This is a genomic window from Paracidovorax avenae ATCC 19860 (assembly GCF_000176855.2).
Lineage (GTDB): Bacteria > Pseudomonadota > Gammaproteobacteria > Burkholderiales > Burkholderiaceae_C > Paracidovorax > Paracidovorax avenae.
Genome location: NC_015138.1, coordinates 3790375 through 3807171, shown reverse-complemented (window position 1 = coordinate 3807171; position 16797 = coordinate 3790375). Strand labels below are relative to the sequence as shown.

Below are 16797 nucleotides of genomic sequence, written 5' to 3'. Positions count from 1 at the left end.
GATTAATCATGGATTGACGGGCGTGCCGTCGCGGCGGACATTCGCTTCCAGGGCCCGGTGCCCGAGTGAAACCGACCGCAGACCAGGGGATGCACGATGGCAGAACGTTCGTTTGTCGAAGAAGTGAAGAAGCTGCGCATGGGCGCGGGCGAGGTGTTCAGCGGCGAGGGCATCCTCGCCGTCACCAAGGCCCTGCTCGAATCCGGCGTGGCCTATGTGGCGGGCTACCAGGGCTCGCCGATCTCGCACCTGATGGACGTCCTCTCGGACGCACAGGACATCCTGGCCGAATACGGCATCCGCTTCGAGAACAGCGCCAGCGAGGCCACGGCCGGCGCCACGCTGGCCGCCTCGGTCAACTACCCGCTGCGCGGCGCCATCACCTTCAAGGCCACGGTGGGCACCAACGTGGCGTCCGACGCGCTGGCCAACCTGGCCTCGGGCGGCGTGACGGGTGGCGCGCTCATCATCGTGGGCGAGGACTACGGCGAGGGCTCTTCCATCATGCAGGAGCGCAGCCACGCCTTCGCGATGAAGTCGCAGATGTGGCTGCTGGACCCGCGCCCCAACCTGCCCTGCATCGTGCAGGCGGTGAAGGACGGCTTCGACCTCTCCGAAGCCAGCAACACGCCGGTGATGCTGCAGATGCGCATCCGCTCCTGCCACCTGCACGGCCAGTTCGTCACCTCCGACAACGTGCCGCCGGCCTTCACCGTCAAGGACGCGATGGAGAACCCGGTGCGCGAACTGGACCGCATCGTGCTGCCGCCCGCGAGCTTCCTGCACGAGCGCGAGAAGGTGCAGCAGCGCTGGCCCGCCGCCATCCGCTTCATCCAGGAGCGCCAACTCAACGAGTTCTTCGCCGAAGGTGCGGGCGACGTGGGCATCGCGCTGCAGGGCGGCAACTACAACACCGTGATCCGCGCGCTGCAGAAGCTCGGCCTGGCCGATGCCTACGGCGACACACAGGTGCCGCTCTACGTGATGAACGTCACCTACCCGCTGGTGGACGACGAGTTCGAGCGCTTCTGCCAGGACAAGCGCGCCGTGCTGGTGGTGGAAGAGGGCCAGCCCAACTTCGTCGAGCAGAACGTGGCCGCCATCCTGCGCCAGCGCGGGCTGGACACCGCCCTGCACGGCAAGGACGTGCTGCCGCTGGCCGGCGACTACAACACCGCCGTGGTGCTGGCGGGCGTGCGTGCCTTCCTGGAGCGTTATGGCGTGGTGCAGCCCGAGGTGAAGAAGCCCGTGCAGCGCCGCGTGATTCCGCTGGTGGCCGACAAGGCCGCCGTGGCGACCGCTGCAGCGCCCGCTCCCGTGCTGGCCCTGGCCGGCGGCGATGGCGAGGAGGGTGGCGACACCGCGATCCTGGCCGATGACGGCGAAGGCAATGCCATCCCGGCCGGCAGCCTTGCCCGCCAGAACGACTGGAGCGCAGGCGAAGACATCGCCGTGCCCGCCACGCAGCTCCAGCCGCTCGAAGAGATCGTGCATGCCCGCCCGCCGGGCCTGTGCACCGGCTGCCCGGAGCGGCCCATCTTCACCGCCGTGAAGCTGATCGAACGCGAGCTGGGCCCGCACCACTACAGCGCCGACATCGGCTGCCACCTGTTCTCGATCCTGCCGCCCTTCAACCTCGGCAACACCACCATGGGCTATGGCCTGGGCGGCGCGGCGGCGGCGGCCTTCACCGTGGCGCCGGGCAGCGCGGCCTCGGCTAAGCGCGCCATCGCGGTGATGGGCGACGGCGGGTTCTGGCACAACGGCCTGACCAGCGGCATCGCCAACGCGGTGTTCAACCGCAGCGACAACCTGACCATCATCGTGGACAACAACTACAGCTCGGCCACGGGCGGGCAGGACATTCCCTCGTCGCGGGCTGCCAATGCCACGCGCAGCACGGGCCACGAGATCGAGCGGGCCGTGCGCGGCGTGGGCGTGGAATGGGTTCGCACCATCCGTCGCACCTACGACCTGAAGGCCATGACCAACGCGCTGCGCGAGGCGCTGACCACGCAGACCCCCGGCCCCAAGGTGCTGATCGCGCAGAGCGAATGCATGCTGAACAAGCAGCGCCGCGAGAAGAAGGAAGTGCGCCGCGCCCTGCAGGCGGGCGAGCGCGTGGTGCGCGAGCGCTTCGGCGTGGACCCGGACACCTGCACGGGCGACCACTCCTGCATCCGCCTCTCGGGTTGCCCGTCGCTCTCGGTGCGCACCAACCCCGACCCGCTGCGGCAGGACCCGGTGGCCACCGTGATCGACAGCTGCGTGGGCTGCGGCAACTGCGGCGAGGTCTCACACGCCGCCGTGCTCTGCCCCTCGTTCTACCGCGCGCAGATCGTGAGCCACCCCACGCGCCGCGACCGGCTGCTGCAGCGCGTGCGCTCCGCCGTGATCGGCTGGCTGCAGCGCGGCGAGGCCAAGCGCCGCGCCCGCTACGCGTTCTGACCCGCAGCAGCCGAGCCGCAGCAGCAGCAGGAGCAATCCACCATGTCCGCATCCATCTCCACCACCACGGCAGCCGCCGCCGGCGCCCACCCGGTGCGCCCGGCCGTCACCCGGCGCGTGCTGTTCGCCTGCTGGCTGGCCATCCTGTTCGAGGGCTACGACGTCGGCGTGATGGGCGCGGTGCTGCCCGCCATGGCCGAAGACCGCGCCTGGAACCTGAGCCCGCTGCAGCTGGGCGTGCTCAGCAGCTATGCGCTGGCCGGCATGTTCGTCGGCGCGCTGCTGGTGGGCACGCTGAGCGACTTGCTGGGCCGTCGCCGCATGCTGCTGGCCTGCGTGGCGCTCTTCTCGCTCACCATGGCGGGAGCGGCCGGGGCGCCCACACCGCTGTGGTTCGGCGCGTTCCGCTTCCTGGGCGGCGTGGGGCTGGGAGGGGTGATTCCGGCCGCCGCCGCGCTCACCATCGAATATTCGCCGCCCGCGCGCCGCAGCTTCAACTATGGCCTGATGTATTCGGGCTACTCCTTCGGCATCCTGTGCGCGGCCCTGCTGGCCATGCGGTGGATGCCGCAGATCGGCTGGCGCGGCGTGGTCGGCGCAGGGGCACTGCCGTTGCTGGCCCTCTGGCCCATGGCGCGGGCGCTGCCCGAGTCGCTGGAATACCTGGTGGGCAAGGGCCGCCAGCGCGAGGCCGGCCAGCTGGCGCAGCGCCTGGGGCTGCCGTTGCCACAGCCGGTACGTTCCGCAGCCCCGCATGTCACTCAGCAGGCCGCCTTCGGCTGGCGCCAGGTGCTGGCCGAAGTCTTCGCCCGCCGCCATCTGCGTGCCACGGCCTGCTTCTGGGTGGCTCTCTTCTGCGGCCTGCTGCTGATCTACGGGCTCAACACCTGGCTGCCCTCCATCATGCGCAAGAGCGGTTACGACCTGGGCTCCAGCCTCGGCTTCCTGGTGGTGTTCAGCCTGGCCTCGGCGCTGGGCGGGCTGTTCCTGGGCCGCATCGCCGACCGCTTCGGCGTGCGCGGCACGGTGGGCTGCTTCTACCTGGTGGGCGCCGCCGCCGTGCTGGCGCTCATGTCTCCCAACGGCCTGTGGGTGAACTACCTGCTGGTGGCGCTGGCCGGCCTGGGCAGCATTTCCGCCTCGCTCATCCTCACCGGCCACCTGGCGGGCTGGTACCCCGCGCAGGTGCGCGCCGCGGCCACGGGCTGGGGCCTTTCCTTCTCGCGCTTCGGCGCCATGGCCGGGCCGCTGCTGGGCGGCTACGTGGCCAGCGCCGGCCTGGGGCTTTCCGCCAATTTCATCGCTTTCGCCGCCGTGGGCGCGCTGGCCGCCATCGCCGTGTTCCTGCTGCCCGCGCGGTCTTCGGACGCCTGAGCCGTGCCGCTTCCCTCTCTTTTTCCCCTCAGCTTTCTTCGGAGCCTTCCATGACCACTGAACCGATCAAGATCGCCATCCTCGCCATGGGCGGCGAGGGCGGCGGCGTGCTGGCCGACTGGATCGTCGATCTGGGTGAATCCAACGGGTATTTCGCGCAGACCACCTCGGTGCCCGGCGTGGCCCAGCGCACCGGCGCCACCATCTACTACGTGGAGCTGTTCCCCGGCGCGGACCAGCCGGGCGCCCGCGTGCCGGTGCTGGCCCAGGCGCCGATGCCGGGCGACGTGGACATCGTGCTCGCCTCCGAGCTGATGGAAGCCGGCCGCGCAGTGCAGCGCGGCCTGGTCACGCCCGACCGCACGGCCTTCGTCACCTCCACCCACCGCGTCTATTCCATTGCCGAAAAGTCCGCCATGGGCGACGGCCGGGTGGACGGCGACGCGTTGCTGGCCCAGGCCCGCCGCGCCGCGCAGCGCTTCGTGGCCTTCGACATGGCCGCCGCCGCCGAGCGCACCGGCAGCGTCATCAGCGCGGTGCTGTTCGGCGCGCTCTGCGGTGCGGGCGTGCTGCCCTTCAACCGCCAGCAGTTCGAGGCCACCATCGAGCGCGGCGGCGTGGGCGTCAAGCCCAGCCTCAAGGCGTTCGCCGTGGGCTACGAGCAGTCGCGCCAGGAAGCGCCCGAGCGCATCGCCTCCGACAAGCCGCAGCCGCGCCCCGCTGCCAGCGTGCAGCCCCGCCATCCTGAAGTCGCCCGGCTGGTGGCCCGCGCCCAGGCCTACCCGGCCGAGGCGGCGGACATCGCCGTGGAAGGCGTGCGCCGCCTGATCGACTACCAGGACATCGCCTACGCCGCCCTCTACCTGCAGCGCCTCGACGCGCTGGCCGCCGCGCGCGGCACCGACGCCACGCTGCTGGCCGAGACGGCCCGCCACCTGGCGCTCTGGATGTCCTACGAGGACGTGATCCGCGTGGCCGACCTCAAGACCCGCGCCAGCCGCTTCGAGCGCGTGACCGACGAAGTGCACGCCAAGCAGGACCAGGTGCTCCACATCCAGGAATTCATGCACCCGCGCCTGGAAGAGATCTGCGAGACCCTGCCCGCCGGCCTGGGCCGCTGGCTGGCCCGCCCGCATGCCGTACACCGCCTGGTGGGCCGCTTCACGCGCGAAGGGCGCATCGTGCGCACCAGCAGCCTGGGCGGCTTTCTCATGCTCTACCTGCTGGCGCGCTGGCGGCGCGGCCGGCGCAGCACGCTGCGCTATGCGCAGGAGACCGAGCGCATCGAGACCTGGCTGGCCCGTATCCACCGCCTGGCAGCCATCGACCCGGCCCTGGCGCTGGAGGCCGCGCGCTGCCAGCGGCTCGTCAAGGGCTACAGCGACACGCATGCCCGGGGCCTGAAGAACTACGAAACCCTGATGGCCGTGGTGGACCGCCACGCCGCCACGCTCGCGCCCGCCACGCTGCGCACCCTGCGCGACGCGGCCCTGGCCGACGAGCACGGCGTGAAGCTGCAGGGCAGCCTGCGCGCCCATGGCCTCATTCCCGAAGGAGCCGCAGCATGAACCCGCACGGCAACCCGCGCCATATCAGCCGCCCGCACCGCATCCGCTTCTCGGAGTGCGACCCCGCCGGCATCGTCTTCTACCCACAGTACTTCGTGATGTTCAACGACCTGCTGGAAGCCTGGGTGGACCAGCTGCTGCCCGGCACGGGCTTCGCCGGCTACATCGGCGCACTGCGCTTCGGCCTCCCGACGGTACGGCTGGAGGCCGACTTCCGCGCGATCAGCCGCATGGGCGACGACGTGACGCTCACGCTGGACGTGGCGCAGCTGGGCGGCAAGTCGATCACGCTGGAGCTGGCCTGCACCGGCGCCGACGGCGAGGTGCGCATGCGCGTGCGGCAGGTGGTGGTGACGACCTCGCTTCAGACGCACCAGGCCATCGCCATTCCCGACGTGCTGCGCCATGCCCTGGCACCCGAGGCGAGCGACGAGCCCGGCATCCCCGACAACACCCATTGAGACCCAGAAGGAGCGCACCATGAAAATCGCCTGCATCGGCGGCGGCCCCGCCGGCCTGTACTTCGGCCTGCTGATGAAGCTGCAGGACCCGTCCAACGAGGTCGTGGTCATCGAGCGCAACCGGCCTTACGACACCTTCGGCTGGGGCGTCGTGTTCTCCGACGCCACGCTGGAGAACCTGCGCGAGGCCGACCCCGTCTCGGCCCGGACCATCGCGGCCGAATTCAGCCGCTGGGACGACATCGACGTCCATTTCAAAGGCCGCATGGTCCGCAGCGGCGGCCACGGCTTCATCGGCATCGGCCGCAAGAAGCTGCTCAACATCCTGCAGTCGCGCTGCGAGGAACTGGGCGTGCAGCTGGTGTTCGAGACCCAGGTGCAGGACGACCAGGAGATCGCACGCCAGTACGGCGCCGACCTGGTCATCGCCAGCGACGGCATCAACAGCCCCATCCGCACGCGCTATGCGGACACCTTCCAGCCCGACATCGACCAGCGCAACTGCCGCTTCGTGTGGCTGGGCACGCGCAAGGTGTTCGAAGCCTTCACCTTCATCTTCGTGCCCACCGAGCACGGCTGGTTCCAGGCCCATGCCTACCAGTTCGAGAACGGGCTTTCTACCTTCATCGTGGAGACGACCGACGCCGCCTGGCAGGCCGCCGGCATCGACCAGATGTCGCAGGAAGACGGCATCGCCTACTGCGAGAAGCTCTTCGCCCCCTGGCTGGACGGCGAGCCGCTGATCTGCAACGCCACCCACCTGCGCGGCTCGGCCGTGTGGATCCGCTTCCCGCGCGTGATCTGCAAGCACTGGGTGCAGTGGACGCAGCCCGATGGCGCGCAAGGCCGCGAGGTGCCCGTGGTGCTGATGGGCGACGCCGCGCATTCGGCGCACTTCTCGATCGGCTCGGGCACCAAGCTGGCTTTGGAAGACGCCATCGAGCTGGCCAATACCTTGAAGGCCGGCGGCGCGCTGCGCGAGCGGCTGCAGCACTACGAGGAAGTGCGCGGCGTGGAGGTGCTCAAGATCCAGAACGCGGCACGCAATTCCACCGAATGGTTCGAGAACGTGGCGCGTTACGCTGGCCTGGAACCCGAACAGTTCGCCTATTCGCTGCTCACGCGCAGCCAGCGCATCAGCCACGAGAACCTGCGCCTGCGCGATCCGGCCTGGCTCGAGGGCTACGAACGCTGGCTGGCCGAGCGCTCGGGCGTGGAGGCGCCCGCGGGCCAGCCGCCGCGCCCGCCGCTGCTCACGCCCTTCACGGTGCGCGGCGTCACGCTGCCCAACCGCATCGTAGTGTCGCCCACCATGCTGTACTCCAGCCAGGACGGCGCACCCGGCAGCTTCCACCTGGTGCATCTGGGCGGGCGCGCGCTCGGCGGCGCCGGGCTGCTGATCACCGAAGCCACTGCCGTCTCCGCCGATGCCCGCATCACCCCGGGCGACCCGGGCCTGTGGAACGACGAGCAGGTCGGCGCGTGGAAGAAGATCACCGACTTCGTGCATGCCCAGAGCGGCGCGCGCATCGGCGTGCAGCTGAACCACGCCGGCCGGCGCGGCTCCACCCAGCTGGGCTGGGAGCAGCCCGACCACCCGCTGGCCGAGGGCAACTGGCCGCTGCTGTCGGCGAGCGCGCTGCCCTACCGGCCCGGTGTCTCCGCCGTGCCGCGCGAGGCCACGCAGCACGACCTGGAGCGCATCTGTGACGACTTCGTCGCGGCGGCCCGCCGCGCGGCCGAGGCCGGCTTCGACTGGCTGGAGCTGCAGGCCGGCCACGGCTTCCTGCTGTCGTCCTTCATCTCGCCGCTCACCAACCGCCGCAAGGATGCCTATGGGGGCTCGCTGGAGAACCGCCTGCGCTTCCCACTCGAGGTGGTGGCGGCCGTGCGCGCCGTGTGGCCTGAGCACCTTCCGCTGTCGGTGCGCATCTCCGCCACGGACTGGGCCGAGGGCGGCACCACCGTCGATGAGGCCGTGGAGATCGCGCGCCGCCTGAAGGAAGCCGGTGCCGACCTGGTCGATGCGTCTTCCGGCGAAGTCACGCCCGAGCAGAAGCCGGTCTACGGCCGCATGTTCCAGGCCCCGTTCGCCGACCGCATCCGCAACGAGGCCCAGGTGCCGACCATCGCCGTGGGCGCCATCACCGAGGCCGACCAGGTCAACGGCATCGTGGCCTCGGGCCGCGCCGACCTGTGCGCGCTCTCTCGCCCGCACCTGGCCAACGCCGCCTGGCTGCTCGACCAGAGCGCCCGCCACGGCTGGCGCGACGTGCAGTGGCCCGCCGCCTACGCATGGGGCCGCGACCAGCTCGAGCGCAGCTACGCCCGCGCCGGCCAGGCCTGAACCCGTAACGACCACAGGAGCATCGCCATGGCAGCAACCCAAGACGCCGGCAACTACGACCAGTACCGCGAAAGCATCGCGGGCCGCGCGGACGTGGAGGACACGCCCGAACTCGTCGCCTACTACCGCCAGCTCGAACAACTGAAGGCCGGCGCCCTCTGGACGGTGGCCAACAAGATCGAGCCCTGGCAGCCCAAGTCCGCCTCGGTGCCGGTGCTCTGGCGCTACCGCGACCTGCGCGAGCACGTGCTGCGCTCGGTCGAGCTGGTCACGCCCGAGAAGGCCGGCCGCCGCGTCATCTACCTGAACAACCCGGGCCGGCAGGACGTCTCCGCCGCCGTGGGCTGGCTCTACTCCGGCCTGCAGGTCATGCATCCGGGCGAGGCGGCGTCCGCCCACGCGCACTCGGCCTCGGCGCTGCGCTTCATCATGGAAGGGCAGGGCGCCTACACCGTGGTGGACGGCCACAAGATGACGCTGGGCGCCAACGACTTCGTGCTCACGCCCAACGGCACCTGGCATGAACACGGCGTGGAAGCGGGCGGGCTGCCCTGCATCTGGCAGGACGGGCTGGACATCCCCCTGGTCAACGCCATGGAGGCCGGCTTCTACGTGGTCCACCCCGACCTGCGCCAGGCCGTGGGCCATCCGGTGAACGATTCCACCGGGCTCTGGGGCGCGCCGGCCCTGCGCCCGCACGGCCTGGGCTGGAGCAAGCCCTATTCGCCGCTCTTCAAGTACGAATGGGAGCCCACCTACGAAGCGCTGGTGCGCCACGCATCGGTGTCGGACGGCAACCCCTTCGACGACGTGCTCATGCACTACACCAACCCGGTCACGGGCGGCCACGTCATGCCCACCATCGGCGCCAGCATGCAGCGGCTGCGCCCGGGCTTCGCGGGCAAGGCGCACCGCCACACCGGCAGCTACCTCTACCAGGTGGCCAAGGGCCGCGGCCATTCCATCATCAACGGCCAGCGCTTCGACTGGCAGGAACGCGACATCTTCTGCGTGCCCTCCTGGGCCTGGCACGAGCATGCCAACGCCTCGCAGACCGAAGACGCCTGCCTGTTCTGCTTCAGCGACCTGCCGGTGATGGAAAAGCTGGACCTCTACCGCGAGGAAGCGCTGGCCGACAACGGTGGCCACCAGCCTGTGTCCGCGCCCGTCTGATCGACACCGAACCCCCGTCCACCCCCTTTCAACCGATTCATCCCACTGGAGACCCGCACCATGAAACTCGTCACCTACCGCGCCCACGTCGCCGCTGCCGCCCGCCTGGGAGCCCTCGTCGATGGCCTCGTCGTCGATCTGCAGCGCCTGGGCGAGCACACCGGCCACGACCTGCCTCATGACATGCTGGACTTCATCGACCTCGGCCCCTCTGCTGTGGCCGCCACGACCGAACTGCTGGCCGACCAGCAGGGCCGCTGGCCGCTGGGCGTGACCGTGCCGCTCGCCAATGTGAAGCTGCTCGCGCCCATCCCCCGGCCGCGCAAGAACATCTTCGGCATCGGCCTGAACTACGTGGAGCACGTGGCCGAATCCAGCCGCGCGCTGGACACGTCGAAAGACCTGCCCAAGCAGCCCGTGATCTTCTCCAAGCCGCCCACCACCGTCATCGGCCCCGGCGACGCCATCGAGCACAACGCCGCCATCACCCGCCAGCTGGACTGGGAAGTGGAGCTGGCCGTCATCATCGGCACGCGTGCCAAGCGCGTCGATGAGGCCTCGGCCCTGAACTACGTGTTCGGCTACAGCCTGATGATCGACATGAGCGCGCGCGACAACCGCCGCGCCGGCCAGTGGATCTATTCCAAGGGCCAGGACACCTACGCGCCCTTCGGCCCGGTGATCGTCACCGCCGACGAGATCCCCGACCCGCAGGTGCTGGACCTGAGCCTGCAGGTCAACGGCGTGACCAAGCAAAGCTCCAACACCCGCCACATGCTGTTCAAGGTGAACACGCTGATCGCCGACATCAGCGCCGGCATCACGCTGGAGCCCGGCGACATCATCGCCACCGGCACGCCCGAAGGCGTGGGCGCCGGCCGCAGCCCGCAGGAATGGGTCTGGCCCGGCGACGTGATCGACGCCACGGTCGAGAAGATCGGCAGCCTGCGCCACCCCGTGGTGGCCGTGGGCAACGACCCGCGCGCCGGCCGCGAGTAAGAAGGGAGTCGCCATGCTCGAATTGCCGAAATTCAAGGCGGCGGCCGTGCAGGCCGCCCCGGTCTTCCTCGACACCGACGCCACGGTGGACAAGGTCTGCCGCCTCATCGCCGAAGCCGCCGGCAACGGCGCGCAGCTCGTCGCCTTCCCCGAGGTGTTCGTGGCCGGCTATCCCTACTGGAGCTGGATCGCCAACCCGATCGATGGCAGCCCGTGGTTCGAGCGCCTGGCGCGCTCGGCCATCGAGATCCCCGGCCCCGAGATCGCCAAGATCGCGCAGGCCGCCGCGCGCCACAAGACGCATGTCGTCATCGGCGTGAACGAGCGCAGCCGCCACGGCATCGGCACCATCTACAACACCCTGGTCACCATCGGCGACGACGGCCGCATCCTGGGCCGCCACCGCAAGCTGGTGCCCACCTGGGCCGAAAAGCTCACCTGGGCGCCGGGCGACGCGTCGGCGCTGCGCGTGCACCGCACCTCCATCGGCCCGCTCGGCTCGCTGGCCTGCGGCGAGAACACCAACACGCTGGCGCGCTTCGCGCTGCTGTCGCAGGGCGAACTGGTGCATGTGGCCAGCTACATCTCGCTGCCCGTGGCGCCGCCCGACTACGACATGGCCGAGGCCATCAAGGTGCGCGCGGCCGCCCACTGCTTTGAGGGCAAGCTGTTCACCATCGTCTCGTGCTCCACCGTGTCGGAAGAGATTATCACCGCCATGGAGCCGCTCAACCCCAAGGCGCGCGAGCTGCTCACGCGCAAGAACAGCGCGTTCTCGGGCTTCCTGGGGCCGGACGGCCGCGTGATCGGCCAGCCGCTGATCGACGACGAAGGCATCACGTACGCCGACATCGACCTCGCCCGCTGCATCCAGCCGCGCCAGATGCACGACATCACCGGCCACTACAACCGCTTCGACGTCTTCGACCTGCGCGTGAACCGCCGGCCGTTGCAGGCCGCGCGCTTCGACGATGAACCGGCCGATAACGACGCCCTGCAGCCACGCGACGGCGGCGGCGCCGACGCATTCCAGGAGGCATCCCAATGACCACCAACACCGCCATCCCCCGCGCCTTCCGCATCGGGCAGATCGTGCCCAGCTCCAACACCACCATGGAAACGGAGATCCCGGCCATCCTGCGCGCCCGCGAGGCGCTGCATCCGGAGCGCTTCACCTTCCATTCCAGCCGCATGCGCATGAAGCACGTCACCAGGGAAGAGCTGGCCGCCATGGACGGCGACAGCGACCGCTGCGCGCTGGAGCTGTCGGACGCGCGCGTCGACGTGCTGGGCTACGCCTGCCTGGTCGCCATCATGAGCATGGGCCGGGGCTACCACCGCGTCTCCGAAGCGCGCCTGCACCAGCGCACGGTGGACAACGGCGGCCCCGCGCCCGTGGTCACCAGCGCCGGCGCCCTGGTCGATGGCCTGCACGCCATGGGCGCGAAGAAGGTGTCCATCCTCACGCCGTACATGAAGCCGCTCACGCAGCTGGTGATCGACTACATCGAGAGCGAAGGCATCGAGGTGGTGGACAGCATCTCGCTGGAGATCCCCGACAACCTCGAAGTGGGCCGCCAGGACCCGCGCGCGCCCATCGAGATCACGAAGAAGCTCAAGACCGCCGGGGTGGATGCGGTGGTGGCCTCAGCCTGCGTGCAGATGCCCTCGCTCGCCTCGGTGCAGCCCATCGAGGACCGCGTGGGCCTGCCGGTGCTCTCATCCTCGGCCGCCACGACCTGGCAGATGCTCAAGAAGCTGGGCCTGCCGACGGCGGTGGCGGGCTTCGGTTCGCTGCTGTCGGGCCGGTACTGATGGCCCTGCCGCAGGCTGCCTCGGCGCCGGGGGACGCGCATGCCGCGGGGGTGCCGCTCCCCGCAGCGCCGGACCCTGGCGAGGTAGCATGCGGAATGGCGAAAACCAAGGACTTTGTCGACAACTACCTGCCGGCCCTGCTGGGCCAGGCCTGGCACCTCGTCTCCACCGAATTCCATGCCACCGTCGAGCAGAGCGGCCTGTCCGTGCTCGAGTGGCGCGTGCTCTCCACCCTGGCCAGCCAGGGCGCGATGACGATCTCCGCGCTCGCGCAGACCACCGTGAGCAAGCAGCCCACCGTCACGCGGCTGCTGCTGCGCATGGAGGCCCAGGGGCACGTGGACCGCGCCACCAGCCTCGATGACCGGCGCTATACATTGGTGCGCGTCACGCGCAGCGGCCGGCGCCTGGTGGCCGGCCTGATCGAGCAGGCCGAGCGGCACGAGCGCGCCATCCTCGCGCCACTCGACCCGCGCAAGGTCGAGGTGCTCAAGGAGTTGCTGCACGAACTGATCGCCCGGCACCGGCCTGCGGTCTGAGCGCGGCGCGCACGCCGGGCCCGCCGGGTCAATAATGCAGGGTTCTCCCGTACGCAGCGCACCGCGCATCCGCCATGGCCCGTTCCCGTTTCCTGCCCGACAACTTCACCCTCGCGCTGATCGCCACCGTGGCGCTGGCCAGCGTGCTGCCCGCCGCCGGCCAGGCGGCGCGCGGCTTCGAGTACGCCACCACGGCGGCCGTGGCGCTGCTGTTCTTCCTGCACGGCGCCAAGCTGTCGCGGCAGGCCATCGTCGCCGGCCTGTCGCACTGGCGGCTGCACCTGCTGGTGATCGCCTCCACCTTCGTGCTGTTCCCGCTGATCGGCTGGGCGCTGCGGCCCGTGCTGGAGCCGCTGGTCACGCCCGAGCTCTACATGGGCGTGATCTTCCTGTGCGTGCTGCCCGCCACGGTGCAGTCCGCCATCGCCTTCACCGCCATGGCGCGGGGCAACATGCCGGCGGCGATCTGCTCGGCCTCCGGCTCCACGCTGCTGGGCATCGTGATCACGCCGCTGCTGGTCGGCCTGCTGCTCAAGGACGTTCCGGGCGCCCAGAGCGCCCCGGGCGCGGCCGGCGGCCATGACACCCTCGCGAGCATCGGCCGCATCACCGTGCAGCTGTTCGTGCCCTTCCTGGCCGGCCACCTGCTGCGGCCCTGGATCGGCGGCTTCGTGCAGCGGCGGGCGGCGGTGCTCAAGTTCGTGGACCAGGGCTCGATCCTGCTCGTGGTCTATACCGCGTTCAGCGCCGCGGTGATCGAAGGCCTGTGGCGCGAGATCCCCCTGCACGCGCTCGCGGGCCTGGTGGCGGTGTGCGCCGTCATCCTCGCGATCGCGCTGGCGGCCACCACGTGGATCAGCCGGCGCATGGGCTTCTCGACGGAGGACGAGATCACCGTGGTGTTCTGCGGCTCCAAGAAGAGCCTCGCGAGCGGCGTGCCGATGGCCAAGGTGCTGTTCGCATCGCATGCCGTGGGCGCCCTGGTGCTGCCGCTGATGGTGTTCCACCAGATGCAGCTCATGGTGTGCGCGGTGATCGCGCAGCGCTATGCGCGCCGGCCGGTGCAAGGCAGCGCGGTGGAGGGTGGGGCGGGCACCTCCGGGGGCACGCCGCCCGCGGCGCGGCCCTGAAGGCGCGCGCCGGGGCCGGCCGGGGCCCGCTCAGGCGGCTTCGCGCAGCGTGTCCATGTCGATCACGAAGCGGTAGCGCACGTCGCTTTCGAGCATGCGCTCGTAGGCGCTCTCGATCTCGTCCATGCGGATGGTCTCGATGTCCGCCACGATGCCGTGCTGCGCGCAGAAATCGAGCATCTCCTGCGTCTCGCGGATGCCGCCGATCAGCGAACCCGCGAGGCGCCGGCGCTTCATGATGAGGCTGAACACGTTGGGCGAGGGATGGGGGCTGGCCGGCGCTCCCACCAGGGTCATGGTGCCATCGAGCTTCAGCAGCGCGAGGAAGGCGTCCAGGCCGTGCGGTGCGGCGACCGTGTTCACGATCAGGTCGAAGCTGTTCGCGTGTGCGGCCATCTCCCCGGCGTTCTTCGACACCACGACCTCGTGCGCGCCGAGCCGCTTCGCATCCTCGCGCTTGGAGTCCGAGGTGGTGAACAGCACCACGTGCGCGCCCATGGCGGCCGCGATCTTCACGCCCATGTGGCCCAGGCCCCCCAGGCCGACGATGCCGACTTTCCTGCCCGGGCCCGCGTTCCACTGGCGCAGGGGCGAGTAGGTGGTGATGCCGGCGCACAGCAGCGGCGCCACCGCGGCGAGGGAATCCTCGCCGTGCGTGATGCGCAGCACGAAGTTCTCGCGCACCACGATCTGTGCGGAATAGCCGCCGAAGGTGTTGGCGCCCGTGCCCTGCTCGGGGCCGTTGTAGGTACCGGTGAAACCGTTGTCGCAGTACTGCTCCAGGCCCTCGGCGCAGGGGGCGCAGTGCTGGCAGCTGTCCACCATGCAGCCCACGCCGACCAGGTCGCCCGCGCGGAACTTCGTCACCAGCGCGCCCACGGAGGTGACGCGGCCGACGATCTCGTGGCCGGGCACGCTGGGGAACCGCGTGCCCGCCCACTCGCCGCGCACGGTGTGCAGGTCGGAGTGGCAGACGCCGCAGTAGAGGATGTCGATGGCGACGTCGAGGTCGCCGGGCGTGCGCCGCTCGATGGTGAGCGGCGCGAGCGGGGTGGTGGCGGACTGTGCGCCGTAGGCGAGGACGGAGGTGCTCATGGCGGGGCCGTTGTGCGGAAGTGGATAGGGCCGGCCACGATAGCGCAAGGGCGCGGCGCCTGCAGGCGCACAGGCATCGACCCCAGGCCGCGCGCGGAATGGCGGCCTGGAACCGGCAGCCGCGCAGCGCGCCGCCCTGCGTGCCGCATTGCGCGTGGCCCTACACGCCGGCCTGCTGGTGGCGCCATTCCTGGGTGCGCCCGCCATACCCGTAGGCCGCGGCGCGCGCGTCGATCAGGTGCACATAGCTCACCGGATGCAGGTTCGGCAAAAGCGCCTCGAAGGCCGCATGCACCTCGCGCAGGTAGAGCGCCTTCTCGGCCTTGGTGTTGGTCTCGTCGGTGATGCTGATGTCGAGGTGGAAGGCGCCCTGGCCCAGCTCCGCCAGCGATGCGCCGCCCACGAACCACTGGTCGGCCGGGATGAACTGCACGGTGGTGGCGATGACCGGCAGCTGCTTGCCCAGAACGCGCTGGGTGATGCCGGCCACGGCATCGGCGGCGCTGCGGGCGAGCCGGGCGTCGGGTTCGCCGCTGAGGTGGATCACGGTGTGGGGCATGTTGGGCTCCTGGGGTTGGGATGGCCCCGATTCTTCGGCTTTCCATGCCATTGGAAAAGCAGGATGATACGCAGAAATCCATCGAGAATTCCGCAGGATCGACATGCGCCCCTTCAACCTGGAACAACTCAGGACGTTCGTCGCGGTGGCCGACGCCGGCAGCCTGGCCGCCGGTGCGCCGCAGGTCTTCCTGTCGCAGTCGGCCGTGAGCGAGCAACTGCGCAAGCTCGAGCAGCATGCCGGCCAGGCGTTGCTGGTGCGCTCCAAGGCCGGCGTGGCGCCCACCGCGGCCGGGCTGCGGCTGCTGGCGCACGCCCGGCAGCTGCTGGCGCTGAGCGAGTCGGCATGGCACGACCTGCGCGGCGTGCAACTGGAGGGAACGCTGCGGCTGGGCGTCACCGATTATTTCCGTCCCGCGGAGCTGGCGGGGCTGCTGGCGCGCATGCAGGCCCGGCACCCTGGCGTGCGGCTGCAGGTCACGGTGCAAAAGAGCGGCGACGTCGAGTCCGGCTACGCGCAGGGCGCGTTCGATGTCGGCATCGCCATGCGCCTGCCCGCCCCTGCGGCGGGCCGCCCCGCCGATGCGCCGGCCCCGGCCCGCGGCGGGCAGGTGCTTCGGCGTGAGCCCCTGCACTGGATGGGCGCCGCGCAGATCGCCGCTGCGCCGCCCGGCCGGGAGGAGCCGCTGCGCCTGCTGGCGCTGCCGGACACCTGCGCGCTCCACCAGTTCACGGCGGCCTTGCTGCGCCGGCGGCGCATTCCCTTCACGGTCGCGCTCATGGCCTCCGGCGTCGCCGGCCTGCAATCCGCGCTGGCGGCCGGGCTCGGCATCGCCTGCCTGAACGCTGCCGCGCTGTGCGATGGCGTGCAGGTCCTGCCTGCGGCCTGGAGGCTTCCGGCGCTGCCCCAGGCCCGGTTCATCGTGCTGCCGCCGCGCGCGGGCGAATCCGCCTTCGTCCGCAACGCCCGCGAGCAGTTGGCGGCCGACTTCGGCCAGGCACTGGCGCGGGCGGCGCGCTAGCGGCGCGGCTCCGGTGGCGCGGGGTTTTCGCTATCGCCGGCGGGCTGCTGCAGGCGGTCGTTGCGGACCTCCTTCATCATCTCCTCGCCGACCGGATCGGTGCCATCCACCGGCACGTCGGTTTCCTGGGTGACTTCCGGTTCGTCGCCGGGGGGCTTGCGTGGTGGTGTGGGCATGGCGTCTCCTCGGAGTGTGGGATGGCGGGGCCATCGGACCTGCCAGGGTAGGGGCTCCGTGCGCCGATGGCAAACGCGGGGGCTTGCAGGGC

General features: G+C 70.5%; 15 protein-coding genes. 12 read left to right on the top strand and 3 right to left on the bottom strand.

Annotated elements, in window-relative coordinates; all coding sequences use genetic code 11:
- Window positions 1-96: 96 nt before the first annotated feature.
- The 11 genes from ACAV_RS16590 (at window position 97) to ACAV_RS16540 (ending at window position 13854) form a co-directional block, all read left to right on the top strand.
- Complete coding sequence (locus tag ACAV_RS16590) at window positions 97-2448, top strand: thiamine pyrophosphate-dependent enzyme (protein WP_013595734.1); 2352 nt, start codon at window positions 97-99, stop codon at window positions 2446-2448.
- 42 nt (window positions 2449-2490) lie between these two features.
- A complete protein-coding gene (locus ACAV_RS16585) occupies window positions 2491-3822 on the top strand; it encodes an MFS transporter (protein WP_013595733.1) in 1332 nt (443 codons plus the stop codon).
- 50 nt (window positions 3823-3872) lie between these two features.
- Window positions 3873-5390 (top strand): indolepyruvate oxidoreductase subunit beta family protein, encoded by a 1518-nt coding sequence (locus tag ACAV_RS16580; RefSeq protein WP_013595732.1) that lies wholly within the window; start codon window positions 3873-3875, stop codon window positions 5388-5390.
- Window positions 5387-5851 carry an acyl-CoA thioesterase gene (locus ACAV_RS16575; RefSeq protein WP_013595731.1) on the top strand — a complete coding sequence of 155 codons (465 nt, stop codon included), beginning with the start codon at window positions 5387-5389 and terminating at the stop codon, window positions 5849-5851. Before ACAV_RS16580 ends, ACAV_RS16575 begins: the two co-directional genes overlap by 4 nt.
- A 19-nt stretch (window positions 5852-5870) precedes the next feature.
- Window positions 5871-8198, top strand: coding sequence for a bifunctional salicylyl-CoA 5-hydroxylase/oxidoreductase (locus ACAV_RS16570; protein WP_013595730.1), 2328 nt, complete (start codon window positions 5871-5873; stop codon window positions 8196-8198).
- A gap of 27 nt (window positions 8199-8225) precedes the next feature.
- Window positions 8226-9371 carry a cupin domain-containing protein gene (locus tag ACAV_RS16565; protein ID WP_013595729.1) on the top strand — a complete coding sequence of 382 codons (1146 nt, stop codon included), beginning with the start codon at window positions 8226-8228 and terminating at the stop codon, window positions 9369-9371.
- A 60-nt stretch (window positions 9372-9431) separates the two neighbouring features.
- On the top strand, window positions 9432-10370 hold the full coding sequence (locus tag ACAV_RS16560; protein ID WP_013595728.1) for a fumarylacetoacetate hydrolase family protein: 939 nt from the start codon (window positions 9432-9434) through the stop codon (window positions 10368-10370).
- A 13-nt stretch (window positions 10371-10383) separates the two neighbouring features.
- Complete coding sequence (locus ACAV_RS16555; protein WP_013595727.1) at window positions 10384-11418, top strand: carbon-nitrogen hydrolase family protein; 1035 nt, start codon at window positions 10384-10386, stop codon at window positions 11416-11418.
- Window positions 11415-12185 (top strand): maleate cis-trans isomerase family protein, encoded by a 771-nt coding sequence (locus tag ACAV_RS16550; RefSeq protein ID WP_013595726.1) that lies wholly within the window; start codon window positions 11415-11417, stop codon window positions 12183-12185. Before ACAV_RS16555 ends, ACAV_RS16550 begins: the two co-directional genes overlap by 4 nt.
- A gap of 95 nt (window positions 12186-12280) precedes the next feature.
- Window positions 12281-12724 (top strand): MarR family winged helix-turn-helix transcriptional regulator, encoded by a 444-nt coding sequence (locus ACAV_RS16545; protein WP_026434212.1) that lies wholly within the window; start codon window positions 12281-12283, stop codon window positions 12722-12724.
- Window positions 12725-12798: 74 nt separating this feature from the next.
- The gene (locus tag ACAV_RS16540; RefSeq protein WP_013595724.1) at window positions 12799-13854 is read left to right on the top strand and encodes a bile acid:sodium symporter family protein; all 1056 of its coding nucleotides are present in this window, start codon (window positions 12799-12801) and stop codon (window positions 13852-13854) included.
- A 30-nt stretch (window positions 13855-13884) separates the two neighbouring features.
- Here ACAV_RS16540 and ACAV_RS16535 read toward each other — a convergent pair whose 3' ends face one another.
- A complete protein-coding gene (locus ACAV_RS16535; RefSeq protein ID WP_013595723.1) occupies window positions 13885-14949 on the bottom strand; it encodes an NAD(P)-dependent alcohol dehydrogenase in 1065 nt (354 codons plus the stop codon).
- Window positions 14950-15109: 160 nt separating this feature from the next.
- Window positions 15110-15508 (bottom strand): tautomerase family protein, encoded by a 399-nt coding sequence (locus ACAV_RS16530; protein WP_013595722.1) that lies wholly within the window; start codon window positions 15506-15508, stop codon window positions 15110-15112.
- Between the two features lie 103 nt (window positions 15509-15611).
- Between ACAV_RS16530 and ACAV_RS16525 the strand changes: the two genes are divergently transcribed.
- A complete protein-coding gene (locus ACAV_RS16525; protein ID WP_013595721.1) occupies window positions 15612-16529 on the top strand; it encodes a LysR family transcriptional regulator in 918 nt (305 codons plus the stop codon).
- Here the strand turns inward: ACAV_RS16525 and ACAV_RS16520 are convergent.
- Complete coding sequence (locus ACAV_RS16520) at window positions 16526-16705, bottom strand: hypothetical protein (protein ID WP_013595720.1); 180 nt, start codon at window positions 16703-16705, stop codon at window positions 16526-16528. The two genes, ACAV_RS16525 and ACAV_RS16520, sit on opposite strands and share 4 nt — an antisense overlap.
- Between the last annotated feature and the right edge of the window lie 92 nt (window positions 16706-16797).